The organism is Roseburia porci, from assembly GCF_009695765.1.
In the GTDB taxonomy this organism is placed as follows: domain Bacteria; phylum Bacillota; class Clostridia; order Lachnospirales; family Lachnospiraceae; genus Roseburia; species Roseburia porci.
On the sequence record NZ_VUNI01000001.1, the window covers coordinates 164,001 to 187,782 of the forward strand.

The window sequence follows — 23,782 nt, forward strand, 5'->3', positions numbered from 1 at the left end:
TTACAAATTTAAAAGCAGGAGGATAACATTCATGACAGTATTGGATTGTACCGTTTCAAATTGCGCGTATAACAGAGACAGAAGCTGCAGAAAAGACAATATACAGGTGGAAGGCAGCGAAGCTCATGTAACGTCTGACACATGCTGCGGCAGCTTTGAGCTGAAAGGCTGTGGCTGTTCAAACGCAGATTGTGGATGCCCGTCCAAGGAAACCGATGTATTTTGCAAAGCGGAAGAATGCGTGTTTAATCATTCAATGAAATGTGGCGCGGATCATATCAGTATTTCCGGTGGAAAAGCGGATACATCTGCGGAGACAGAATGCGCAAGTTTTGACTGCAGGTAACTGGAAAAAGGTGGTACAGGGAATTTGTACCACCTACTTGAAAGGCAAAATGAACCGTAGTAAAATATAGGAGGTTAGAACTATAAATTGTGTTTTTTACTCTGAAAGGAGTCATAGAAATGCGTAAGAAATCACATGTTTCACTTGCAAGATTTATTGTTCGCAACACGGACAACGAAGAACTGAAAAAACATCGTTATTCATTTTATATCGGGAGTATTCTGCCGGATATAAAACCATCGTTTGTATATCGAAAGCACGAGATTGACGGTACGTTTCCGGATCTGCAGGAACGAATGAAAAAGATGCTGGAACGGATTCCGGGAAAAGAAAAATATACAAGAAGAGACATTTGCAGAATGGGAGAGATCAGCCACTATCTGGCAGATTATTTTACATTCCCGCATAACAAGGAATATCCGGGAAGTCTGAAAGACCATTGTACCTATGAAGAAGAATTAAAACAGAAACTCAGGACGTATCTCAATACACATGAGGCAAAAGAGAATCTGAGACCAAAGAAATTTTTTACTTCTACAGAATCATTGTTTGAGTTTATAAACAGGAGTCATCGTGAGTATCTGGATGGAAAGCATGGGGTAAAGCATGATATTGAATCGATTGTCGAGGTAAATCATCAGGCTTTGGAAGGCTTTTTTGATCTTTTAAAGAGAAAAGAACATAAGAAACGTTATATTGACACAACGGGCAAAAATCTGCATCACGGAGCGGCATAGGTGAGAGTCTTTGTCGAAATATGCTGAAAAGAGACGGTGTTTTTTGATTGCTTTTTACCTGTCTGTGGCGTAAAATGTAGAATGAACACAAAAGGAAAAGAGGAATTCACTTGGACTATAACATTAATTTTCCGAAACTACATATTTATCTGCACCATGTAGGACAGAGCATCAATATTGGAAGCTACCGGATCGCATTTTACGGGATTATTATTGCAATTGGCATGCTTGCAGGAATTGCAATTGCCTGTTATGAAGCAAAGAGAACCGGACAGAATCCGGATGATTATATTGACCTTGCAATTATTGCAATCATCTGTTCGCTGATTGGAGCGAGACTTTACTATGTTGCATTCCGATGGGATATTTATAAGGATGACCTCATCAGTATTTTTAAGATCCGTCAGGGAGGACTGGCAATTTATGGTGGTGTGATCGCCGCAATATTGACAACATTCATTTTTGCAAAAGTGAAAAAGCTGTCTTTTGGCCAGTTGTGTGATACTGCAGGTCTTGGACTGGTACTTGGGCAGATCATAGGAAGATGGGGAAATTTCTTCAACCGGGAAGCTTTCGGTGGATATTGCAACAATCTTCTGGCAATGCAGATTCCGGTATCAGCAGTTCGTTCAACTTCGGATATCACGCAGGAACTGATGGAACATGAAGTCTGGGTTGATGGGATTCAATATATTCAGGTTCATCCGACTTTTTTATATGAATCTTTATCCAATCTGGTCCTTTTGATTATTCTGCTTTTGTTCCGCAAACACAAGAAGTTTAACGGAGAAGTATTTCTCTGGTATCTGTTTGGATATGGAATTATTCGTTTCTGGGTAGAAGCACTCAGAACAGATCAGCTTTTGATACCAGTGATTGGATATCCGGTATCCAGAGCACTTGCGGCAGTGCTTGTAGTGGTCTCTGCAATCTGGATTGTGATCGGACGGAGGAAAAAGGCAAAAGAAACAGTGTGAATCGGTTTTAGGGAGGATTCATAATGAGAGAACTGAAAGAATTACAGCACCTAATCGAGAAAGCACGGCTGGAACTGGACCAGGCACTGGAGTCAGACAGCTATGAAATATACTATCAGAAAAGTGTTTATCTGGACAAACTGATTGAAGAGTATTTGGAGATCACGGAAACGGTTGTCGGATAACAAAACATGTGGAGGGAAATCCCATTTGGGATTTCCCTCCATTTTTTTGATTTATTGGAAATAAAAATTAAGGAATCCGGGAAAATCGAAAAAGAAATTTTCCCGGATTTCTTGATTTTAAGGGGCTAATGGGGTATTATATATAAAAAGTGGTGAAAAGTGGTGGGTTTTGCCTATCATGTGGAGGAAAGTGGTGAAGAATTAGGAAGGGAGGTGTGCGGACATGTTCATGGGCGAATACAACCATACGATCGATGCAAAAGGGCGTCTGATCGTACCGTCGAAATTCAGGGAACAGCTTGGAAACGAGTTTGTTGTTACAAAAGGACTGGATGGTTGTTTGTTCGTATATTCCAATGAAGAATGGAAGCACATCGAAGAAAAATTCCGTGAAATACCACTTACGACGAAAGATGCAAGAAAATTCTCCAGATTCTTCTTTGCAGGAGCAGCTTCCTGTGAAGTGGACAAGCAGGGAAGAATCCTTTTGCCGGCGAATCTGAGAGAATATGCAGGCATTGAGAAAGAAGTTGTCTCTGTTGGCGTGCTGAGCAGGGTAGAGATCTGGAGCAAAGACAGATGGCAGGATAACGGCGATTATGATGATATGGATGAGATCGCAGAACATATGGCAGAAATGGGGCTTGGAATTTAATGGAATTTAAACATTACTCGGTACTGTTAGAGGAAACAATCGATAATTTGAATATCAAGCCGGATGGTGTCTATGTGGATGGAACACTTGGCGGAGGCGGTCATTCTTATCAGATCTGCAAACGGCTTACAGATGGCGGAAGACTGATCGGTATTGATCAGGACAAAGATGCGATTGCAGCAGCGGGAGAACGGCTCAAAGAATTTGAAGATCAGGTGACAATTGTAAGAAGCAATTATTCCAATATGAAGAATGTGCTTCAGGATCTTGGAATTGAAAAGGTAGATGGAATTGTTCTTGATCTTGGCGTATCTTCTTTTCAGCTGGATACACCGGAAAGAGGTTTTACTTACCGCTCAGAAGATGCACCACTTGATATGCGGATGGATGACAGACAGAAACTGACAGCAAAAGACATTGTAAACGAGTATAGTGAGGCAGAATTGTTTCGTATCATTCGTGACTATGGAGAAGATCGTTTTGCCAAAAATATTGCAAAACATATTGTTGCAGCGAGAAAGGACAAGCCGATAGAGACAACCGGAGAATTGAATCGGATCATAAGTGGTGCGATTCCAATGAAGGTTCAGGCGACAGGAGGACATCCGTCCAAAAGAACGTATCAGGCGATCCGCATCGAGTTAAACCATGAACTGGATGTTTTAAAGGATACTTTAGATGATATGATCGATCTTTTAAACGAGGATGGGAGATTATGCATCATTACATTCCATTCACTGGAAGACCGCATTGTAAAAAGTAATTTTAAGAAAAATGAGAATCCATGCACCTGCCCGAGCAGTTTTCCGGTTTGTGTATGTGGTAAGAAATCTAAGGGACGTGTGGTAACAAGAAAGCCGATTCTTCCATCGGAGGAAGAACTGGAAGAGAATTCAAGATCAAAAAGTGCCAAATTGCGTGTCTTTGAAAAACACCAGGAGCAATAGTCAAAAGAAAAAGGGATAATGAAAACACCAGATGAGAATCTGATTACAGGAAATAAAGGAGTTTGTTAGGATGGCAGACAGTACCAGAAAAACATATAACAGCAGAAGATATTATGTTGATGGAAATACAGTGCGCGAGATCAATCCGGAGGAGGAGAGAAGACAGCGCAGACTTCGCCGTGAACGGGAAGAACAGAGAAAAAAGAGAACAAGAAGAAACGCTGCAAAGCGCAACCGCGAAAAAGCACTGCATATGAGCAAAGCCTATGTGGTTTTTCTTACAACCTGTGTGATCATCAGTGCGTTTGCAGCCGGATATTATATTCAGGCACAGGCGCAGGTGACAAATCGTATGCACGAAGTCGCAGCATTGGAAAGCCAGGTAACCGATATTAAGACGGACAATGATGCAAGATTAAAAAGAATTGAAACTTCGGTGGATCTGGATTATATTAAAGATGTAGCAATGAATCAGCTTGGAATGAAATATGCACAGGAGGGACAGATTGTATACTATACGGTAGATAACAGCAATTACATGAACCAGTATAGTGATATCCCTCAAAAGTAGGAGTATTTTCAGTGGCAAAAAGAACAAAAAGAGCAAAAAAGCCTGCTGCAAAATTTTCCAGAAAAATGCGTGGTAAACTGGCATTTCTCTTTACAGGAATGCTGGTACTCGTATGTGGATTGATCGGCAGGCTTATGTATATTAACTATACGAGCAGTGACAAATATAAAAAAATTGTTTTATCACAACAGTCATATGATAGCTCAATTATCCCGTTTCAGAGAGGCGATATTGTCGACACGAAAGGGACGGTTTTAGCTACCAGTGTGGCTGTTTATAACGTTATACTGGATTGTTCCATTATGACGAGTGACACGAAATATGTAGAACCGACGATAGATGCGCTTATGGAATGCTTTCCGGATATCATGAACCGGGATCAGCTGGAAGATTATGCGGCAAACTCCAAGGACAGCAAGTATATTGTTCTTGCCAAAAAACTTCCTTATGACCAGATCCAGCCGTTTATAGAGAAACAGGATGATACGGATAATAATCCAAACATCAAAGGCGTATGGTTTGAAAAGGAATACCAGAGAGAATATCCATATCATACACTGGCAAGTTCACTGATCGGGTTTACAGCAAGTGGAAATGTAGGTAACTCCGGACTGGAAAACTATTATAATGATACATTAAACGGAATCAATGGACGGGAATATGGCTATCTGAATTCTGACAATGATTTTGAGAAGACTGTTATTGATGCAAAAGATGGAAATACACTTGTGACAACGATCGATGCAAATATTCAGTCTATTGTGGAAGAAAAAATCAAAGAATACAATGATATGTATACGGACAACAGCAGGGAAGGTGCGGGAAGCACAAATACAGGCGTGCTCGTGATGAATCCGAATAACGGAGAGATCCTTGCGATGGCAAATTATCCGAATTTTGATCTGGATAATCCAAGAGATCTGACACCGTATTATTCGCAGGAACAGATCGATGCAATGTCCGATGACGAGAATATGGATGCATTGAATAAACTCTGGCAGAATTATTGCATTACCAGTACATTCGAGCCTGGATCCGTACAAAAACCATTTACCATTGCAACGGGACTTGATACTGGAACTGTCACCGATGATATGACGTTTGACTGTGACGGTGGTGAGATGTTCGATGGAAGAATCATTGGATGTGTGAAGCGGTCGGGACATGGGCTTGAAACGGTTCGGCAGGCTCTTATGAACTCCTGTAACGATGCGTTAATGCAGATGTCGTATAAGATAGGGATTGATAATTTCGTGAAATATCAGTCTGCATATGGATTTGGGCTGAAGACGAATATTGATCTGCCGGGAGAAGCAAATACATCAACACTTGTGTATACACTTGATAATATGAAACCGGTAGATCTTGCAACAAACTCATTCGGACAGAACTATAATACAACGATGATCCAGCTGGGAAGCGCATTCTGTTCGCTTGTAAATGGTGGAACCTATTATCAGCCGCATGTTGTGCGAAAAATCACAGATGCTGATGGAAATACCATTTCAACGATTGATCCGACCGTTGTAAAAGAGACAATCTCAAGCTCTACCAGTGATCAGATCAAAGATTACATGTATAGTGTTGTGTCGGAAGGAACTGGTAAAATGGCAAAACTGGATGGCTATTCCATGGGAGGAAAGACAGGAACAGCAGAAAAACTGCCTCGTGGAAATGGTAATTATGTAGTTTCTTTTATTGGTTATGTTCCACAGGAGAACCCGCAGCTTGTAATTTATGTTGTTGTGGATGAACCAAATGTTGACGATCAGTCTCATGGTGCATTTGCCATGAATATTTCCAGAGAGATTTTAAAAGAAGTTCTGCCATATCTGAACATTTATCCGGATGAAGAGCAAAACGGAACGAATGCAGAGTATGGAATTTTAGGAACGGATGTAACCAAAAAGAGCGCAGAAGCGGCTGCAGCAGCGGGACAGGAAGCACAGAATGCAGATGTACCGCAGGATGAGAATGCTGGACAGTAAATGATAGACAAAACAGAATCGAATAACCTCATAAATGCTTACATAAGATATTATAAGGCGTTTATGAGGTTATTTTTATGGAACGGAACAAAACTGGAATTCGCAGGAAAATTCTGGTCTTTTTTGTAATGGTAATTCTGATGATTGGAATACTGATCGGGCGGCTGGTGTATCTTATGATATTTTGTTCCGATTATTATACACAAAAAGCGGTAGATCTGCATCAGAGAGAGCGCGATATTAAAGCGGCAAGAGGACGGATTCTTGATGTAAATGGTCAGGTTCTGGCATCCAATACTTCTGTCTGCACCATTTCCGTGATTCATAATCAGATCCAGGATCCGGAAGGTGTAATTGCAATGTTAGTAAAAGAACTGGACATTCCGGAAGAAAAAATACGAAAAAGAGTTGAAAAGGTAACTTCAATCGAACGAATAAAAAGTAATGTAGACAAAGAAACCGGAGACCGTATTCTGGCGTATGGAATGTCTGGCGTGAAAGTAGACGAAGATTATAAGAGGGTATATCCATATGGAAGTCTTGCATCGAAAGTACTTGGATTTACCGGAGGCGATAATCAGGGAATTATCGGACTGGAAGTAAAGTATGATGATGTACTTCAGGGGACGAATGGTAAAATATTAACCGTGACAGATGCCCGTGGAATTGAAGTAGATAAAGAGGGAGAAGTAAGAAAAGAACCTGTCAGTGGTTATGATCTGTATATCTCAATGGACTATAATATTCAGGCATTCTGCGAACAGGAGGCAGAAAAGGCGTTCATTCAGAAACAGGCAGACAGTGTCAGCATTATCGTGATGAATCCTCAGAATGGAGAACTTCTTGCGATGGCGGATTATCCGGAATTTGATCTGAATCAGCCATTTGCGCTGACGAAAGATGCAGGATCCATTCAGGGAACAGATTCGGAGATGGAGCAGTTAAATAACATGTGGAGAAACCATTGTGTGTCTGATACTTATGAACCTGGTTCGACTTTTAAAGTGATTACTGCGGCAGCAGCGTTAGAATGCGGAGCAGTAAAACTGGAGGATCAGTTCAGTTGTCCGGGATTTATTATGGTAGAAGACCGGAAAATCCGGTGCGCAAAGACAACCGGACATGGAGCAGAAACATTTGTCCAGGGAATTGAGAATTCCTGTAACCCGGTATTTATAACGGTTGGACTGAGAATCGGATCAGAGCGGTTTTATAAGTATTTTGACCAGTTTGGACTTTTTTCCAAAACCAATATTGATCTTCCGGGCGAGGCTGCAACAATCATGCACAGTCTGGATCATATCGGACAGGTGGAACTTGCAACAATATCTTTCGGACAGTCGTTTCAGATCACTCCGATCCAGCTTGTGACAACGGTATCTTCCCTGATTAACGGTGGAAATCGTGTGACTCCGCATTTTGGTGTGCGGACGGCAGACGAAAGTGGAAATACTGTGGAAACGTTTTCCTATGAGACAAAGAAGGAGATATGCAGTGAGCAGACCTCAGAGACCATGCGGTATCTCCTGGAAAAAGTAGTGTCAGAAGGAGGTGGAAAAAACTGTAAGATCGAAGGATATGAAATTGGCGGAAAAACAGCAACTTCACAGACGCTTCCAAGATCTGAACATAAATATATCGCATCCTTTTTGGGTTTTGCTCCGGCAGATAATCCACAGGTACTGGTGCTTGTGATCATTCGTAATCCGCAGGGGGTGTATTATGGAGGAACGATCTGTGCACCTGTTGCAAAAACAGTTTTTGAAAATATTCTCCCATATCTGGACATTGAAAAACAGAGTGTGGAGAGCAGTGAAACCGATGAGCAATCCAGATGAAAACAATGCGGTGGAAAACTTGAATTCTATACAGAAATAACGTATACTTAATTAATTGTAGACGGAGGAATAAACATATGAATCTAGCAGAAAAAAATGTTCTGGTTGTAGGAACCGGAATCAGCGGAATTGCCGCATGTGAATTATTATTGGATAAGAAGATCAGGGTCACATTATTTGATGGAAATAAAGACCTTGACCTTGAAAAAGTATACGAAAAAAGTGAGAAATTAAGAACTGTTCCTGTTATTCTTGGAGATCTGACAGAAGAACAGATGGATCAGTTTGATGTGACCGTATTAAGTCCGGGAGTGCCAACGGATATTCCGATGGTAAACCGTATGCGTGAGAAAGGAATTGCCATATGGGGTGAGATCGAACTTGCATATTACTTCTCCAAAGGACGGATTGCCGCAATTACCGGAACAAATGGAAAGACAACAACAACAGCGCTTACCGGCGAGATCATGAAGAACTATTATAAGGATGTAAAAGTTGTTGGTAATATTGGAATTCCATATACATCGGTTGCTGCAGATACAACAGATGAGACAGTAACTGTTGCCGAGATCAGCAGTTTCCAGCTTGAAACGATTCATGAATTTAAGCCGGAAGTTTCCGCAATCTTAAATATTACACCGGATCATCTGAACCGCCATCATACGATGGAATGTTATATCCGAACCAAGGAAGATATTACTAGAAATCAGGGAAAAGATGAGACCTGTGTATTAAATTATGAGGATGAGGTCCTGCGTAAGTTTGGGGAAGGATTAAAGACGAATGTCATCTTCTTCAGCAGTAAAAGAGCACTGGAAAATGGATTCTATCTTTCGGATGAGAATATTTATTATGCAAAGAATGGGGAAGCCTCTCTGGTGATCAATATTCATGAGCTGAACCTTCTTGGTAACCACAATTATGAGAATGTCATGGCAGCCTGCGCGATTGCGACAGCTTTTGGTGTTCCGATGGATAAGATTGTAGAAGTTTTAAAAACATTCACGGCAGTGGAACACCGCATTGAATATGTGTGTGAAAAACGCGGAGTAAAATTCTACAATGACTCCAAGGGAACCAATCCGGATGCTGCAATCCAGGGAATCCGTGCAATGAACCGGCCAACATGGCTGATTGGCGGAGGATATGATAAACAATCCGAATATGACGAATGGATCGAGGCATTTGACGGAAAGGTAAAAGGCCTTGTACTGATTGGCCAGACAAGAGAAAAGATTGCAGAGTGTGCAAAGAAACATGGATTTGAAGATGTAGTCTTATGTGATACATTTGAGGAAGCTATCATGTATTGTTATGATCATTCTGTATCCGGCGACGCGGTATTGTTATCACCGGCATGCGCAAGCTGGGGAATGTTCCCGAATTATGAGGAAAGAGGAAGAATCTTTAAAGATATTGTCCGTGGCTTAAAGGAGTAAATATGAAAAAAAAGACGACGAGCAGAAAGGGCGAAAGACAATCGAGAGATGGCAGGCCGAAAGAAATAAAATATTTTGATTACAATCTGTTGTTTATCATTATCTTTTTGATCTGCTTTGGTCTTGTTATGTTATACAGTACCAGTTCCTATACGGCAGCAAGCAAATTCGGGGATGCGGCATTTTATCTGAAGAAACAGGTCATGGCGATGATGATCGGATTTGTGTTTATGTTTATGCTGGCATCGATCCCGTATACTTTCTGGAAACAGTTTGCGGTACTGGCGTATGCGGCCTCCGTTGCACTTTGTGGAGCGGTTATCGTTGCAGGACGAAATTATAATGGATCCCAGAGATGGCTGCAGATCGGACCGATTTCGTTTCAGCCGTCGGAGTTCGCCAAAATTGCGATGATTGTATTTCTTGCAGCTTTTATTGAACGGATACCGAAACAGATTGCAAAGTTTTCCGCAATTATCAAGGTGCTTGCAATTATTGCTCCGGTACTTATCATTATTGCAATCAGTAACCTGAGTACTGCAATTATTGTAGCCGGAATTGCAGTGTGTATGATGTTTGTTGCGAGTCCGAAGTACAGTCACTTTGTGGCACTTGCACTGCTCGGAATCGGAGCAGTCGCTGTATTTATTATGATCGAAAGTTACCGGCTGGATCGAATCAAGGCATGGCTGCATCCGGAAACCGCAGGGGATGACGGATTCCAGACGCTTCAGGGATTGTATGCGATCGGTTCTGGTGGATTATTTGGAAAAGGACTTGGTCAGAGTATCCAGAAGATGGGATTCGTTCCTGAGGCACAGAATGACATGATCTTTACGATTATTTGTGAAGAACTTGGGTTATTTGGAGGAATCTGTGTAATTTTGCTGTTTCTTCTTATGATCTGGAGAATGATGATCATTGCGAACAATGCAAAAGATCTTTTCGGAGCACTTCTTGTTGTGGGCATTATGTCGCATATTGCATTACAGGTGATTCTGAATATCGCAGTTGTTACCAACACGATTCCAAATACCGGTGTTACGCTGCCGTTTATCAGTTACGGTGGTACGTCAATTATGTTCCTGATGGCGGAGATGGGGCTTGCACTCAGTGTTTCCAAGGGCATCCGTCTTCAGAATATTGAAGGATAAAAGGCTGGAATATTATGATTAAAGAAGAACGCAGAAAAAAGAAAAGAAGGAAGATATCACTTACGGTTATACTGGGAGTCCTTATTGTACTTGCAATTGCTGCGCTGATTATCATGAAAGTGTTTCGGGTCAGGGATGTTGAGGTAGAGGGCAATAAGCTTTATGATTCCAAGATGATTGAAGATACGGTCCTGAATGATGAGTATTCATGGAATTCTCTGTATGTTTTTCTGAAATATCGTTTTACGGACCCGAAAAGTATTCCTTTTGTGGATACTATGGAAATAACACTCAAAAATCCGCATACATTGCACATAACGGTATACGAAAAGGGAATTGTGGGTTATATTTTTATTCCATCCATTAATGAGAATGCATATTTTGATAAAGATGGATTTGTTGTGGAAACTTCGTCTGATGTCATCCCGGATATTCCTATGATTCAGGGAATCAATTGTGATCAGGTTGTTTTGTATGAACAGCTTCCGATAGACGGGGATACATTGAAAGAACTGCTTTCGCTGACACAGACATTAAAGAAATACAACCTTATTCCGGATTCAATTACATACGGCGTTGACAATGCGCCGGTTCTTGCATACGGAAGTATACAGGTCATGATCGGTGATACCACACAGCTTACCCCGAAAATTGAACGCGTAAGTAAGATCATGCCAAATCTTGAAGGACTTAGCGGGGTGCTTCATATGGAGAATTGGACAGAGAATACTACAAATATAGTATTTGACAAGACAGAATGATCAAAATCTTGTGCTATTTCTGATAAAAATAGTATTTTACTGTTGATTATTTCACGGAAAAACTATATTATAGATTATATGGATGTAAAAGAGGAGGAAGAACCTTGCTGGAAATAATGACAAACGAAGCTGATGCCAGTGCAAAAATTATCGTAATTGGCGTAGGCGGGGCTGGAAATAATGCAGTAAACCGAATGATTGATGAGAACATTGGCGGAGTAGAATTCGTCGGTGTTAATACAGATAAACAGGCTTTACAGTTATGTAAAGCACCGACACTGATTCAGATTGGCGAGAAACTTACGAAAGGACTTGGAGCAGGAGCTCAGCCGGAGGTAGGACAGAAAGCTGCTGAAGAAAGTGCAGAAGAATTAGCTGCAGCAGTTAAGGGCGCAGATATGGTATTTGTTACCTGTGGAATGGGTGGCGGAACCGGAACCGGTGCTGCACCTGTTGTTGCCAAGATCGCGAAAGAGCAGGGAATCCTTACTGTTGGAGTAGTGACAAAGCCTTTTAAATTTGAGGCAAAGCAGCGTATGATCAATGCGGTTTCTGGAATTGACCGTTTAAAAGAGAGTGTTGATACACTGATCGTAATTCCAAATGATAAATTATTAGAGATTGTAGACAGACGTACAACAATGCCGGATGCATTAAAGAAGGCAGATGAAGTATTACAGCAGGCAGTTCAGGGAATCACAGACCTGATCAATTTACCTGCACTGATTAACCTTGACTTTGCAGATGTTCAGACTGTTATGAAGGACAAGGGAATGGCTCATATTGGTATTGGTAATGCCAAGGGAGATGATAAGGCAATTGAGGCTGTGAAGTTAGCAGTTGCTTCTCCACTTCTTGAGACAACAATCGAGGGAGCATCTCATGTAATCATTAATATTTCCGGAGATATCTCTCTGATGGATGCAAATGATGCAGCAAGTTATGTACAGGATCTTGCCGGAGATGATGCCAACATCATCTTTGGTGCAAAATATGACGAGACGATGACAGATGAAGCAACAATCACTGTAATCGCAACTGGACTGGAGAATGCTTCAAAGAGTGCACCATCTATGTCTAATATGCTGAAATATCAGTCACAGGGCGCAACTGTAAGACCTACGGTAAGTCCGGTAACAGGACGTACAACAGCAGGATTACATACGGCTCAGCCAAATGTGGCAAGACCAGTTGCACCGGTACAGAATAATACCAATCCGACATTCAGCGGTATTCAGAGACCACCGAAGCCGGAAAGTACGGTAAAACCGGTAGAGATCAGCATTCCTGATTTCTTAAAGAAGAAATAAATTAACGTCATTTGAATGATAAGCAGGACAGACACGAAAGTGTCTGTCCTTTTTTTCTATGAATTCTGTCGATAACTTCTTTTTTTTCTCACACAGTATCTGATAAATTCCTCGCAGATTCCTTTTGTATAATGAACCTGTTCCGGACATGGGAGACAGGGGGGAATAACTTTGTATGTATTTTATGCAGATGTATTTGTAATCCAGAATTTTCTGGTAAATCTGATCGTACTTATGGGAGCAGCACGTTTGCGGAAAATACATGGATTACGTCGGATGGCAGGAATCGGGATCGCGGCACTGATCGGAAGCGTGCTGGAATTGCTGTTGCTGCTTATGAACAATGATCACGTGGTGTTTCTGGGATTGTCCGGTCTGGTTGTTTTGCCTTTTGTTACAATGCTTGCACTGAAGCCACAGAACATACGCGAATGGAGCATAGAGTATGGAATCTGCATGCTTTTTATGATGCTGCTTGGCGGAATTTGTGAAGCGGTCGCAAATATGTTTGGACTGCATAAACTTCCGTTTCTTGTAATCCTTGCAATCGGGTTTTTACTTGTTTCTGGTGTTACATATGCTGCAAGATATCGAAAGCTTCGAACTACTTTATTTCAGGTGATGCTGGAGGATGCAAAAAACCAGGTGGAGGCGTTGGCGTTGTATGATTCCGGCAACCGGTTGAAGGAGCCATACGGAGGAAGAGCAGTGTATATTGTGGCACCGGAGATCGCGGATCAGTTGGGAATCTTTGCATCTGAGGCAAAACATGCACTAGTCATTCCATACTGTTCGCTCGGGGGCTCCGGACTTTTACAGATTTATACCATTGATTGTATCCGGATCAGAGAGCAGAACAGGGAATGTCTGGTTGAACCGGCTGTGATCGGGATTGCACAGCCTGGACTAATGAAAAATAAAACATATCAAATTATATTGAATCAGGAAGTGGACATCGTATGAATATTTCGGAAAAATGGAAGACAGTATTATTTATCTTAAGAGGAATCCGGGGAGAACGGGATGTTTTTTACATAGGTGGATCGGAGGTCCTTCCTCCACCGCTTGAAATGGAGGAAGAACAAAAATGTCTGTCGGCGCTCACAGGAAGAGAGAACAAAGAAGCAAAGGAAAAGCTGATTTCACACAACCTGCGTCTGGTCGTGTATCTTGCAAAAAAATTTGAAAATACAGGGGTTGGAGTGGAGGATCTGATATCGATCGGTACGATCGGACTGATCAAAGGAATCAACACGTTTAACCCGGAAAAGAAGATCAAACTTGCAACATATGCGTCCAGATGCATTGAGAATGAGATTCTTATGTATCTTAGAAGGAATAATAAAACGCGGCTTGAGGTTTCCATAGATGAGCCGTTAAACGTTGACTGGGATGGCAATGAACTTCTGTTGTCGGATATTCTTGGAACGGATGAAGATATTATTTATCGGGACATGGAAACAGAAGTCGAAAAAAGGCTGTTGCGAAAAGCGGTCGAAAAGCTGGATTGCAGAGAGAAAGAAATCATTGAATTAAGATATGGAATCAATCAGCCAAACGGAAAAGAAATGACACAGAAAGAAGTTGCGGATACGCTGGGAATATCGCAGTCTTATATATCGAGACTGGAAAAGAAGATCATGAATCGTCTGAAAAAGGAAATTCAGAAATTTGAATAAAAATAAAGTGATTTTTGTGAAAATATTATACAATATACTCGAAATGTGGTAAAATATAAACATAAAATCAGAACATAAACAGGAGATGAGAGAGTATGGTATTGGAGTTTTTAGGAGCTGACCATGAGGTAACGGGCAGCTGTCATTATGTTACATTTGGGGATATTCATCTTTTGGTGGACTGCGGTATGGAACAGGGACCGGATATGTATGTAAATCAGGAAATTCCGGTGAATGCATCCAATATTGATTATGTTTTTGTGACGCATGCGCACATTGATCACTCGGGACTTCTGCCTCTTTTATATAATCATGGATTCCGTGGACAGATTTTTGCGACAAAAGCGACATCGGAATTATGTGGAATCATGTTGAAAGATTCCGCCCATATTCAGGAGTTTGAAGCAGAATGGAAGAATAGAAAAGCAAGACGTGCAGGCTTGCCGGAAGTTACGCCGTTGTACGATCTGAATGATGCAGTAAATGTTATGCAGCATTTTGTGCCGTGTGAATATCATGATGAGATCCAGGTATGTGAGGGATTGAAAGTCCGCTTTGTGGATGCAGGGCATCTGCTTGGATCTTCTTCCATCGAGATGTGGATCACAGAAGATCATGTGACAAGGAAACTGGTCTTTTCTGGTGATATCGGCAATGGCAACCGCCCACTGATCCGTGATCCGGAATATATAAAAGATGCAGATTATGTGATTATGGAATCCACCTATGGAGATAAGAATCATGATACACCGCCGGATTATGCGGTGGAACTTGCAAAAGTCATGAGTGCGACCTTTACCAAAGGAGGAAATCTTGTCATTCCTGCTTTCTCAGTTGGACGTACGCAGGAGATGCTCTATTTTATGCGACGGATAAAAACAGAGGATCTGCTTCCGGAATTCCGGAATTTTGAAGTATATATTGATAGTCCGCTGGCTGTAGAAGCAACGAATATCTTCCATAAGAATGTATCGGAGTGCTTTAACGAAGATGCAAGGAAGCTTATCAATATGGGAATCAACCCGATTCAGTTCCCGGGACTTAAAGTTGCTGTTACCAGTGATGAATCAAAGAATATCAACTTTATCGAGACGCCAAAAGTAATCATATCTGCATCTGGAATGTGTGATGCCGGACGTATCCGTCATCATCTGAAACATAATCTGTGGAGAGCAGATTCGACGATTCTTTTTGTCGGATACCAGGTGCCGGGTACATTGGGGCATTCTCTTTTGAATGGCGTAAAAGAAGTAAAGCTCTTCGGAGAAACAATCGGGGTTCATGCAACCATCTGCAATCTTCCTGGAATCAGCGGTCATGCAGATATGGATCATCTGACAAAATGGATCCGTGAATTCGAAGAGAAACCTTCTAAGGTATTTATTGTTCATGGAGATGATCAGGTAACCGAATTTTTCGCAAAACATGTGCGGGAGGAAGTCGGACTGGATGCAGTTGCTCCATATAGTGGAGACAGTTATGATCTGATCACAGGTGAGTGCATCAGTCAGGGATCCAGACAGCTCGTGGAGAAGAAGAAACATCAGGCGAAAGCAGCCAATACTGTCTTCGACAGGCTGCTTGCAGCTGGTCAGCGTCTCTTAACGGTAATTCGTCACTGTGAAGGAATGGCCAACAAAGATCTTGCCAGATTTGCAGATCAGATCAATGCACTCTGTGATAAATGGGATCGTTAAAGATCTTCGGAATAAAGATATTTATACATGCTTTTTAAGGCATTTTTCTCAAGTCGGGAGACCTGGGCCTGGGAAATGTGGATTTCGTCGGCAACCTCAATCTGGGTTTTGCCTTCGAAATACCGCAGTTTTATAATCTGTTCATCGCGTTCGTTCAGTCGTTCAAGTGCATCGCTTATGGACAGATCCAGAACCCAGTTCTCCTCCTTGCTTTTTTTGTCAGAGATCTGATCCATAACATAGAGGGTATCGCCGCCCTCAGTATAAATAGGATCAAAGAGACTTAGCGGTGTCTGAATGGCATCAAGAGCATAGACAATGTCTTCTTTTGAGATACCACAGTCGGCAGAAATCTCATCAAGAGTCGGTTCATGCAAGGAAGTGCGGGAGAGGATCTCGCGGGAGTGGATCGCTTTATAGGCAGTATCCCTGAGGGAACGTGGAATGCGGTAAGAACTGTTATCACGCAGATAACGCCGGACTTCGCCGATGATCATGGGAACTGCATAGGTGGAGAATTTTACCTGCATGTCTGGATTAAAGTTATCGATGGATTTCATGAGTCCGATGCAGCCGATCTGAAACAGATCATCGACATTTTCGTTGTGGTTACTGAAGCGTTTGATCACGGACAGTACAAGCCTCAGATTCCCTTTGATATAGCGTTCTCTTGCGGCTTTATCACCTGCCTTTATCTGTTTGAACAGTTCTGCTTTTTCCTCTTCTTTCAGAATGGGAAGCTGTGAAGTGTTGACTCCACAGATTTCGACCTTATATGCTGACATAAGAATACCTCCGGATTTGATAAAGTAAGGATGCCCTGAGGGGCTTTTTTTTATACTGTAAAATCTGGATTTTCTTGACAAGCATCATGGGAATGTGTAAAGTAAATTATTGTCAGTTCGAGACCTTCCTGACAGAAAACAAAACTAAAGGAGAAATGAATATGAGAAACAAAAAGGTATTATTTATCGTCCAGGCTGCTATGATCGCAGCTCTTTATGTGGTGCTTACATACATCACCAATCTGCTCGGACTTGCGTCCGGTTCTATCCAGATCCGTTTTTCGGAGGCTCTTTGTATTCTGCCATTTTTTACACCGGCAGCAATCCCTGGATTATGGCTTGGCTGTCTGCTTGCAAATACGCTGACAGGTGCAATTGTATATGACATTGTTTTCGGAAGTATTGCAACACTGCTTGGCGCAGTTGGAACATATCTTCTTCGCAGACACAAAGTGTTATGCACATTACCTCCGGTAATTGCAAACATGGTCATTGTTCCGTTTGTGCTTCGTTATGGATATGGTTTTAAAACAGTATTCCATGGAACAGACTGGTCAATTCCATTTAATGCGTTAACGGTTGGAATTGGAGAAGTGATCTCAGTATGTATTCTGGGAAGCCTTTTGATGAAAGTGCTCGGTAAATACCGCAATGTGATTTTTAAGTAAAATACGGTTGTGGAAATGCTGATTTGTTGATAAAATGTAGGATAGTTATAGAATACGAGGAGGCAGAAAATGAATAAACTGATTGATATCATCACAGATGAAGTGACAAAGGCATTCGTTGCAGCAGGATATGATGCAAAATACGGAAAAGTTACATTATCAAACAGACCGGATCTGTGTGAATACCAGTGTAATGGAGCCATGGCTGCCGCAAAAGAATATAAATGTGCGCCGTTTATGATTTCTGATAAGATTGCAGAAGCCCTTTCCGGAAATCCGATGTTCGCTATGGCAGAATCTGTAAAGCCAGGATTTTTAAATATTAAGATCTCAAATGAATATCTTGCGGAATACTTAAATTCCATGCAGAAAGATGAAGGCAGATATGGTTGTGAAAAGGCTGCAGAGCCAAAAACAATCATGATTGACTACGGCGGACCAAACGTTGCAAAACCACTTCATGTCGGACATCTGCGTTCGGCAATTATCGGTGAGAGTGTAAAAAGAATCGGTAAATTCATGGGACATCATATGATCGGTGATGTGCATCTTGGAGACTGGGGTCTTCAGATGGGACTGATCATTACAGAGCTTAAGCTCAGAAGACCGGAGCTTGTATATTTTGATGAGAGCTTTGAAGGAGAATATCCAAAAGAGGCACCGTTTACAATAGCCGAACTTGAAGAAATCTATCCGACAGCAAGTGGCAAATCCAAAGAAGATGCAGCATATAAGGAAGCTGCAATGCAGGCAACTTATGAATTACAGCATGGAAGAAGAGGTTATCAGGCACTTTTAAAACACATTTTAGAGGTATCCGTAAGTGACCTTAAGAAAAACTATGAGAATCTGAATGTATCATTTGAGCTGTGGAAGGGAGAATCAGATGCCCAGCCATATATTCCGGATATGGTTCAGAAAATGAAAGATGACGGATATGCATATATCAGTGATGGAGCGCTTGTGGTGGATGTAAAAGAAGACACAGACACCAAAGAGATCCCTCCATGTATGATCTTAAAGTCAGATGGAGCCTCACTGTATAACACAACAGATCTTGCAACCATGGTATGGAGAATGAAAGATTACCATCCGGATGAGTTGATCTATGTTGTTGACAAGCGTCAGGAACTTTATTTTACACAGGTTTTCCGTTGTGCAAGAAAGACCGGTATTGTAAAACCGGAAACCGAATTGAAATTCCTTGGTTTTGGTACAATGAACGGCAAAGATGGCAAGCCATTTAAGACCCGTGAAGGCGGTGTTATGCGTCTGGAATATCTGGTTTCTGCAATCAACGAAGAAATGCTCAAGAAGATCACGGAGAATCAGAAGAGCAAAGAAGATCTTGACATTGACCAGGAAGAAGCAGTACGTACTGCAAAGACAGTAGCGTTATCAGCAATCAAATATGGAGATCTGTCGAACCAGGCAAGCAAGGATTACATTTTTGATATTGACCGTTTCACTTCTTTTGAAGGGAATACAGGACCATATATTTTATACACAATCGTTCGAATCAAATCCATTCTTTCCAAATATGAGGCTATGGGCAAGGATGCGTCAGCATGCAGTTCTGTTATCAAAGCTGCAGACTCTGAGAATGAAAAGAATCTGATGCTTGTGCTGTCCAGATTTAATGCAGTCATGGAGAATGCATTTGAGGAAACTGCACCGCATAAGATCTGTGCATATATTTATGAACTGGCAAATGCATTTAATGGTTTTTATCATGGAACCAAGATTCTTTCGGAAGAGAATGAAGAGATCCAGAAATCCTACATTGCTGTACTCTGCCTGACAAAATGCATTCTTGAGACATGCATTGACGTACTTGGTTTTTCAGCACCAGATCGTATGTAACCGGGTGAAACATTCAGGCATAATTTCATAGACAAGTCATATAAATAAGTCATAGGTAATTTATTTACCTGTGACTTTTTTATTTGAGGTGATGAGTGGTATGGAGTTTGTAAATATTTTTCCAGTGAGAATCCGGCAGACGATTCCGAAAGATAAATGGGATGGCCTGGAGGAGATACGGATCCGGGCAAAGCTTCCAGTGGAATTTCTTTATGCAGACCGGAGAAGCCTGCATTTTGGTGTCGTTGAAAAAGAGGAAATAAGGGAGATGATGAATTATCTCTCCGGATATTCCCTGTATGCAATGGAGAATGAACTGAAAGAGGGATTTTTTACAATGAAAGGAGGCCATCGTGTCGGTGTGGTCGGAAGAGTGGCAAGAGCGGAAGACACACCGAATGGAAAAAAAGGAATCTGTGGGATATATGATTTCAGTGGACTGAATATTCGAATTGCACATGAAAGAAAAGGCTGTGCAAAACAGCTTGTACAGCAGATCCGGCAGGGGGACAGCATACATAATACTCTGATTCTGGCGCCACCTGGTGCTGGAAAGACAACATATCTGAGAGACAGCATACGGATTTTATCCTATGGTGATTCTGAACATATGGGACTTAAGATTGCAGTTGTGGATGAGCGTTCGGAAATAGCTGCGTGTTATCAGGGAATTCCACAGAATGACCTGGGACCGAGGACGGATGTGCTGGATAATTGTCCGAAGGAACGTGGAATATTTATGATGCTGCGGTCAATGTCGCCACAGATCATCGCCGTGGATGAGCTTGGAAAAGAGGAAGACTTTATGGCAGTCTATCAGGCAGTATGCTCTGGAAGCAGAATACTTGGAACTGTCCATGCACAGAGAATACGCGAACTTTCCGAAAAGCCATATATGCGCAAAATCCTGGAGGCGGGAATGATAGACCGGTTTGTGCTGTTAAGCAGGGAACTGGATGGAACAAGAAAAATGCAGATATACGATGAAGCAATGAGAAGGATATGTTAAAGCTGGTTGGAATATGTGTGATATTTGGCGGGATTCTGGGAGGCATTGTAAGCTGGAATGAGAACAGAAGAATGAAGATCGGTGATATGGTCCTGCTGGAACAATTTGTTTCACATGCGGTATACCGGCTGGAAACGGAGAAGGTTTATGTAGCCGAGCTTTTAGAAGTGACAGGAGAAAAAAGCGACAGGCTGAGAGATACATTTCAGGATATTGTAGCCAAAATGCAGAAAAATGACTGTCCTTTCGGAGAACGGATCTGGACAGAAGTATGGAGGAAACACCGGGGAGAATGGAATTTTTCCGAGCAGTTTTTATTCCTTGTGACAGAATGTGCAAAAGGGCTGTTTGGAGATAATCTGAGAGAAAACATTGATGTTTTAAAGCATATCCGGGAGCAGATGCAGATACAGATCCAGGAAGAAAAGGTACAGTGGAGAGAAAAGCAAAAAGTGTTTACACCGGTTGGAATACTTGGTGGAATTATGATCGTAATCATACTTTTATAGGAGAGGAATGCTATGGGCATAACAATTATTTTTAAAATTGCGGCAGTTGGGATCATTGTTACGGTTTTAAGCCAGGTACTCAAACACAGCGGAAGAGAGGAACATGCTTTTTTATTAAGTCTTGCGGGACTGATCATTGTATTATTCTGGATCGTTCCGTATATCAGTGAACTGTTTGAAACAATGGAAACATTATTTTCGTTGTAAAGGGGGCGGGCATATTTTAAAAATCGGACTGATCGGAATTGTAAGTGTATTTCTGGGAATGATTCTTCGAAAGGAAAAAGGGGAGTTTGCCATATTGGTCGGACTTGCAGCAGGTATCGTAATATTCGTATATGCACTGGCACAATTTTCCGCCATTTCTCAATTTATCGGGGGCATCTGGGAACAACTTCCGGTGGAACATTCATTTATGATCCAGCTTTTAAAAATGTTAGGGATTACTTACGTGGCTGACTTCTCCGCCGGAATCTGTAAGGACAATGGGTATCAGGCTGTTGGCGGACAGATTGAACTGTTCGCAAAGCTTTCCATTCTCGCACTTAGTATCCCCGGACTTGCCTATCTTACGGATGTATTGGAGCAGTTCTTATGAGTGGGAAAAGGAAAGTTTGGCTGATCCTGCTCTTGTGTCTGATGTGCCTTGGAATTGAAATGCCGGCAAAAGAGATCTGTTATGCTGCAGATACCAGGGAAGAAACACAAAAAGAACTGGAAACAGAAAGTGAACAGCAATATCTGGATGAGATCCTTAAGCATCTTGATTTTTCGAAAGCGGATGCATTTACCGGGCAGCAGCTGCCGGAGAAATACAGCTTTTCCGGGCTGGTGGAAGATCTGATTAATGAATATAAAATAAGTTTTGACGCAAACGGAAGCGGTCAAAAAGAGCATGACTGGCTGCTTGATATTGGAACCTATGTATTAGATCTTTTTTTCTATGAGATTGCGGCAGCAAGACCGATGTTTGTACAGATGCTTCTTCTTGCAATTTTGTTTGCTGTAACAAACCGGGTATGCATGACCTGCAGCGGATATGTATCAAATATGAGCTTTCTGGTTGTGTATGGGGCAATGATGCTTCTTTTGATGCAGTCATTTTTATTGCTGCATCAGGTGCTGCAGGATGGAATGCAGATGGTCATTGATTTTCTAGAAGCGCTGGTCCCCGCATATGCAACAACCCTGATGTTATCCGGAAATGCAGCTTCGGCAGGGATTTTCTATGAGATGACATTTGGAATGGTGCTTTTACTCGAATCAGCACTCAAATTATTTCTTGTTCCGGCAATCCATGTGTTTGTGCTTTTGGAATTTGTGGATCATCTGTTTGAAGAAGAAAAGCTTTCGAAACTTGCGGAACTGATCGAATCCGGAATCGGAATCTGTATAAAAATTGCAGTCGGAAGTGTCATCGGGATCAGCACGGTTCAGTCCTTTCTTACGACTGCAAAAGACCGTCTATCCGGAAATATGATTTTAAAATCCGTATCTATGCTTCCGGGAGTGGGAAATACGATCGGATCGGCGGGGGAAATCGTGCTTGGATGTGGGATTCTGATCAAAAACAGTGTAGGAGTGGCAGCAGTGATCGTACTGCTTGTTGTCTGTCTGCTTCCGCTTGTGAAGATCTTCAGCTTTACTTTTTTGTACAGGCTGATCGTGGCACTTTTGCAGCCGGTGGCAGATCAAAGACTGGTGGAATGTGTGCATGGTGTAGCGAGGGGAAGCACCCTGTATCTTAAGATTATGGTAAATACGATGCTGTTATTTATGATCGTTATATCCATGGTGACAACATCGACAAGTTTTATATACTGAGTGGGGAAAATGGAAACGGTTACATCTTTTATAAAAAATTTTTTTGTACTTATGCTGATTCTTTTTGTTTTTACGTATCTCGTTCCAAAGGACAGATATCAGAAGTATTTTCAGTTTTTTATCGGAATATTTATGGCGGTGATCCTGCTTGCACCGGTTGTGAAATGGATCATGAGGGATGATTCGCAGGCAGCATACCGCAATCTGGAACAGATCACGGATCGATTAAATGAAATTGAATTCAATGAAGAAAATGAGGAGGATATTTTTGAAATTTTCTACATGGACAATAATACGGAATAAGATCCGGCATATGAAGGGACAGGACTGGCTGATTGTCATATTAATTGGTATGCTGATCCTGATTGTTGCAATTCCATCGGGAAGTGGATCAAAGATAGGAAAACAGGATACAAAAGAAACCAGTGACGAAAAAAACGGAAAAACAGACGGGAGTCTGGAGGACAATGAACGGGAATATGCAGCACAATTGGAAAAAAAACTGGAAAATATACTGGAAAAGATGGAAGGTGTGGGAAATGTTGATGTCATGATCACATTGAAGGACGAAGGAGAGACGGTTTTGGACAAAGATGTTTCGTCAAATTCTGAGTCTTATCAGGAAAATACGGTTATTTTTGACTCGGGGAATCAGAACAGTCCGTATGTAACGAAAGAGACCGCACCGCAGATTGAGGGGGTTGTGGTCGTAGCTGAAGGCGGAAAAAATGCGGCAGTACAGAGCAGTATCATGGATGCTGTGACGGCATTGTTTGGTGTGGAGGCACATAAGATAAAGGTCGTGCCAATGCAAAATGTGGAATAATCATGATTTGTGAG

Annotated in this window: 26 protein-coding genes; 25 read left to right on the forward strand and 1 reads right to left on the reverse strand. The window is 41.7% G+C overall.

Annotated elements, in window-relative coordinates:
* Positions 1–31: 31 nt before the first annotated feature.
* The 16 genes from FYJ75_RS00855 to FYJ75_RS00925 all read left to right on the forward strand — a co-directional run bounded on the left by FYJ75_RS00855 (position 32) and on the right by FYJ75_RS00925 (position 16,284).
* Entirely contained in the window at positions 32–346 is a 315-nt protein-coding gene (locus FYJ75_RS00855; RefSeq protein WP_154427878.1) for a DUF1540 domain-containing protein, read from the forward strand.
* Positions 347–465: 119 nt separating this feature from the next.
* Complete coding sequence (locus tag FYJ75_RS00860; protein WP_154427880.1) at positions 466–1,083, forward strand: zinc dependent phospholipase C family protein; 618 nt, start codon at positions 466–468, stop codon at positions 1,081–1,083.
* A 110-nt stretch (positions 1,084–1,193) separates the two neighbouring features.
* The gene (gene lgt / locus FYJ75_RS00865; RefSeq protein WP_154427882.1) at positions 1,194–2,060 is read left to right on the forward strand and encodes a prolipoprotein diacylglyceryl transferase; all 867 of its coding nucleotides are present in this window, start codon (positions 1,194–1,196) and stop codon (positions 2,058–2,060) included.
* 23 nt (positions 2,061–2,083) lie between these two features.
* Positions 2,084–2,245 carry a hypothetical protein gene (locus FYJ75_RS14275; protein WP_195838916.1) on the forward strand — a complete coding sequence of 54 codons (162 nt, stop codon included), beginning with the start codon at positions 2,084–2,086 and terminating at the stop codon, positions 2,243–2,245.
* Positions 2,246–2,468: 223 nt separating this feature from the next.
* Positions 2,469–2,900, forward strand: a complete 432-nt coding sequence (mraZ, locus tag FYJ75_RS00870) for a division/cell wall cluster transcriptional repressor MraZ (RefSeq protein WP_154427884.1) — start codon at positions 2,469–2,471, stop codon at positions 2,898–2,900.
* Positions 2,900–3,847, forward strand: a complete 948-nt coding sequence (gene rsmH, locus FYJ75_RS00875) for a 16S rRNA (cytosine(1402)-N(4))-methyltransferase RsmH (protein WP_154427886.1) — start codon at positions 2,900–2,902, stop codon at positions 3,845–3,847. The genes mraZ and rsmH overlap by 1 nt, the downstream gene beginning before the upstream one ends.
* Positions 3,848–3,917: 70 nt before the next feature.
* Complete coding sequence (locus tag FYJ75_RS00880; protein ID WP_154427888.1) at positions 3,918–4,418, forward strand: hypothetical protein; 501 nt, start codon at positions 3,918–3,920, stop codon at positions 4,416–4,418.
* A gap of 11 nt (positions 4,419–4,429) precedes the next feature.
* Positions 4,430–6,406 carry a peptidoglycan D,D-transpeptidase FtsI family protein gene (locus FYJ75_RS00885; protein ID WP_328596804.1) on the forward strand — a complete coding sequence of 659 codons (1,977 nt, stop codon included), beginning with the start codon at positions 4,430–4,432 and terminating at the stop codon, positions 6,404–6,406.
* A 77-nt stretch (positions 6,407–6,483) separates the two neighbouring features.
* Positions 6,484–8,244: a peptidoglycan D,D-transpeptidase FtsI family protein gene (locus FYJ75_RS00890; RefSeq protein ID WP_154427890.1), complete on the forward strand. Its 1,761-nt coding sequence runs from the start codon at positions 6,484–6,486 to the stop codon at positions 8,242–8,244.
* A gap of 77 nt (positions 8,245–8,321) precedes the next feature.
* Complete coding sequence (gene murD / locus FYJ75_RS00895; protein ID WP_154427892.1) at positions 8,322–9,683, forward strand: UDP-N-acetylmuramoyl-L-alanine--D-glutamate ligase; 1,362 nt, start codon at positions 8,322–8,324, stop codon at positions 9,681–9,683.
* A gap of 2 nt (positions 9,684–9,685) precedes the next feature.
* Positions 9,686–10,837, forward strand: coding sequence for a putative lipid II flippase FtsW (gene ftsW, locus FYJ75_RS00900; RefSeq protein ID WP_154427894.1), 1,152 nt, complete (start codon positions 9,686–9,688; stop codon positions 10,835–10,837).
* A gap of 14 nt (positions 10,838–10,851) precedes the next feature.
* Positions 10,852–11,598, forward strand: a complete 747-nt coding sequence (locus FYJ75_RS00905) for a cell division protein FtsQ/DivIB (RefSeq protein WP_154427896.1) — start codon at positions 10,852–10,854, stop codon at positions 11,596–11,598.
* 104 nt (positions 11,599–11,702) lie between these two features.
* The gene (gene ftsZ / locus FYJ75_RS00910; RefSeq protein ID WP_154427898.1) at positions 11,703–12,908 is read left to right on the forward strand and encodes a cell division protein FtsZ; all 1,206 of its coding nucleotides are present in this window, start codon (positions 11,703–11,705) and stop codon (positions 12,906–12,908) included.
* A gap of 171 nt (positions 12,909–13,079) precedes the next feature.
* Positions 13,080–13,871 (forward strand): sigma-E processing peptidase SpoIIGA, encoded by a 792-nt coding sequence (locus FYJ75_RS00915; protein ID WP_154427900.1) that lies wholly within the window; start codon positions 13,080–13,082, stop codon positions 13,869–13,871.
* Positions 13,868–14,587 (forward strand): RNA polymerase sporulation sigma factor SigE, encoded by a 720-nt coding sequence (gene sigE, locus FYJ75_RS00920; RefSeq protein WP_154427902.1) that lies wholly within the window; start codon positions 13,868–13,870, stop codon positions 14,585–14,587. The genes FYJ75_RS00915 and sigE overlap by 4 nt, the downstream gene beginning before the upstream one ends.
* Before the next feature lie 95 nt (positions 14,588–14,682).
* Positions 14,683–16,284 (forward strand): MBL fold metallo-hydrolase RNA specificity domain-containing protein, encoded by a 1,602-nt coding sequence (locus FYJ75_RS00925; RefSeq protein ID WP_154427904.1) that lies wholly within the window; start codon positions 14,683–14,685, stop codon positions 16,282–16,284.
* Here FYJ75_RS00925 and sigG read toward each other — a convergent pair.
* Positions 16,281–17,069 (reverse strand): RNA polymerase sporulation sigma factor SigG, encoded by a 789-nt coding sequence (gene sigG / locus FYJ75_RS00930; protein WP_154427907.1) that lies wholly within the window; start codon positions 17,067–17,069, stop codon positions 16,281–16,283. The two genes, FYJ75_RS00925 and sigG, sit on opposite strands and share 4 nt — an antisense overlap.
* A 161-nt stretch (positions 17,070–17,230) precedes the next feature.
* Between sigG and FYJ75_RS00935 the strand changes: the two genes are divergently transcribed.
* The 9 genes from FYJ75_RS00935 to FYJ75_RS00975 all read left to right on the forward strand — a co-directional run bounded on the left by FYJ75_RS00935 (position 17,231) and on the right by FYJ75_RS00975 (position 23,768).
* A complete protein-coding gene (locus tag FYJ75_RS00935) occupies positions 17,231–17,737 on the forward strand; it encodes a QueT transporter family protein (protein ID WP_154427909.1) in 507 nt (168 codons plus the stop codon).
* Positions 17,738–17,806: 69 nt separating this feature from the next.
* Entirely contained in the window at positions 17,807–19,600 is a 1,794-nt protein-coding gene (argS, locus tag FYJ75_RS00940; protein ID WP_154427911.1) for an arginine--tRNA ligase, read from the forward strand.
* Between the two features lie 100 nt (positions 19,601–19,700).
* Positions 19,701–20,609 (forward strand): stage III sporulation protein AA, encoded by a 909-nt coding sequence (spoIIIAA, locus tag FYJ75_RS00945; protein ID WP_154427913.1) that lies wholly within the window; start codon positions 19,701–19,703, stop codon positions 20,607–20,609.
* Positions 20,603–21,118, forward strand: a complete 516-nt coding sequence (locus FYJ75_RS00950) for a stage III sporulation protein AB (RefSeq protein WP_154427915.1) — start codon at positions 20,603–20,605, stop codon at positions 21,116–21,118. Before spoIIIAA ends, FYJ75_RS00950 begins: the two co-directional genes overlap by 7 nt.
* Before the next feature lie 12 nt (positions 21,119–21,130).
* The gene (gene spoIIIAC / locus FYJ75_RS00955) at positions 21,131–21,325 is read left to right on the forward strand and encodes a stage III sporulation protein AC (RefSeq protein WP_154427917.1); all 195 of its coding nucleotides are present in this window, start codon (positions 21,131–21,133) and stop codon (positions 21,323–21,325) included.
* On the forward strand, positions 21,294–21,716 hold the full coding sequence (locus tag FYJ75_RS00960; RefSeq protein ID WP_154427919.1) for a SpoIIIAC/SpoIIIAD family protein: 423 nt from the start codon (positions 21,294–21,296) through the stop codon (positions 21,714–21,716). Before spoIIIAC ends, FYJ75_RS00960 begins: the two co-directional genes overlap by 32 nt.
* On the forward strand, positions 21,713–22,942 hold the full coding sequence (locus tag FYJ75_RS00965; RefSeq protein WP_154427921.1) for a stage III sporulation protein AE: 1,230 nt from the start codon (positions 21,713–21,715) through the stop codon (positions 22,940–22,942). Before FYJ75_RS00960 ends, FYJ75_RS00965 begins: the two co-directional genes overlap by 4 nt.
* 9 nt (positions 22,943–22,951) lie before the next feature.
* Positions 22,952–23,245 (forward strand): stage III sporulation protein AF, encoded by a 294-nt coding sequence (locus FYJ75_RS00970; protein ID WP_154427923.1) that lies wholly within the window; start codon positions 22,952–22,954, stop codon positions 23,243–23,245.
* Positions 23,211–23,768, forward strand: a complete 558-nt coding sequence (locus FYJ75_RS00975) for a stage III sporulation protein AG (protein ID WP_154427925.1) — start codon at positions 23,211–23,213, stop codon at positions 23,766–23,768. Before FYJ75_RS00970 ends, FYJ75_RS00975 begins: the two co-directional genes overlap by 35 nt.
* The last annotated feature ends 14 nt before the right edge of the window (positions 23,769–23,782 follow it).

What these genes read in the sequence shown, in the direction of transcription:
- FYJ75_RS14275 (WP_195838916.1), top strand. Translation starts at nt 2,084, where the DNA reads ATGAGAGAACTGAAAGAATTACAGCACCTAATCGAGAAAGCACGGCTG.
- argS (WP_154427911.1), top strand. Translation starts at nt 17,807, where the DNA reads ATGAATAAACTGATTGATATCATCACAGATGAAGTGACAAAGGCATTC.
- FYJ75_RS00860 (WP_154427880.1), top strand. Translation starts at nt 466, where the DNA reads ATGCGTAAGAAATCACATGTTTCACTTGCAAGATTTATTGTTCGCAAC.
- spoIIIAC (WP_154427917.1), top strand. Translation starts at nt 21,131, where the DNA reads ATGGGCATAACAATTATTTTTAAAATTGCGGCAGTTGGGATCATTGTT.
- sigE (WP_154427902.1), top strand. Translation starts at nt 13,868, where the DNA reads ATGAATATTTCGGAAAAATGGAAGACAGTATTATTTATCTTAAGAGGA.
- FYJ75_RS00965 (WP_154427921.1), top strand. Translation starts at nt 21,713, where the DNA reads ATGAGTGGGAAAAGGAAAGTTTGGCTGATCCTGCTCTTGTGTCTGATG.
- sigG (WP_154427907.1), bottom strand. Translation starts at nt 17,069, where the DNA reads ATGTCAGCATATAAGGTCGAAATCTGTGGAGTCAACACTTCACAGCTT.
- FYJ75_RS00880 (WP_154427888.1), top strand. Translation starts at nt 3,918, where the DNA reads ATGGCAGACAGTACCAGAAAAACATATAACAGCAGAAGATATTATGTT.
- FYJ75_RS00855 (WP_154427878.1), top strand. Translation starts at nt 32, where the DNA reads ATGACAGTATTGGATTGTACCGTTTCAAATTGCGCGTATAACAGAGAC.
- rsmH (WP_154427886.1), top strand. Translation starts at nt 2,900, where the DNA reads ATGGAATTTAAACATTACTCGGTACTGTTAGAGGAAACAATCGATAAT.
- spoIIIAA (WP_154427913.1), top strand. Translation starts at nt 19,701, where the DNA reads ATGGAGTTTGTAAATATTTTTCCAGTGAGAATCCGGCAGACGATTCCG.
- mraZ (WP_154427884.1), top strand. Translation starts at nt 2,469, where the DNA reads ATGTTCATGGGCGAATACAACCATACGATCGATGCAAAAGGGCGTCTG.
- FYJ75_RS00970 (WP_154427923.1), top strand. Translation starts at nt 22,952, where the DNA reads ATGGAAACGGTTACATCTTTTATAAAAAATTTTTTTGTACTTATGCTG.
- FYJ75_RS00905 (WP_154427896.1), top strand. Translation starts at nt 10,852, where the DNA reads ATGATTAAAGAAGAACGCAGAAAAAAGAAAAGAAGGAAGATATCACTT.
- FYJ75_RS00950 (WP_154427915.1), top strand. Translation starts at nt 20,603, where the DNA reads ATGTTAAAGCTGGTTGGAATATGTGTGATATTTGGCGGGATTCTGGGA.
- murD (WP_154427892.1), top strand. Translation starts at nt 8,322, where the DNA reads ATGAATCTAGCAGAAAAAAATGTTCTGGTTGTAGGAACCGGAATCAGC.
- FYJ75_RS00925 (WP_154427904.1), top strand. Translation starts at nt 14,683, where the DNA reads ATGGTATTGGAGTTTTTAGGAGCTGACCATGAGGTAACGGGCAGCTGT.
- FYJ75_RS00935 (WP_154427909.1), top strand. Translation starts at nt 17,231, where the DNA reads ATGAGAAACAAAAAGGTATTATTTATCGTCCAGGCTGCTATGATCGCA.
- FYJ75_RS00890 (WP_154427890.1), top strand. Translation starts at nt 6,484, where the DNA reads ATGGAACGGAACAAAACTGGAATTCGCAGGAAAATTCTGGTCTTTTTT.
- ftsW (WP_154427894.1), top strand. Translation starts at nt 9,686, where the DNA reads ATGAAAAAAAAGACGACGAGCAGAAAGGGCGAAAGACAATCGAGAGAT.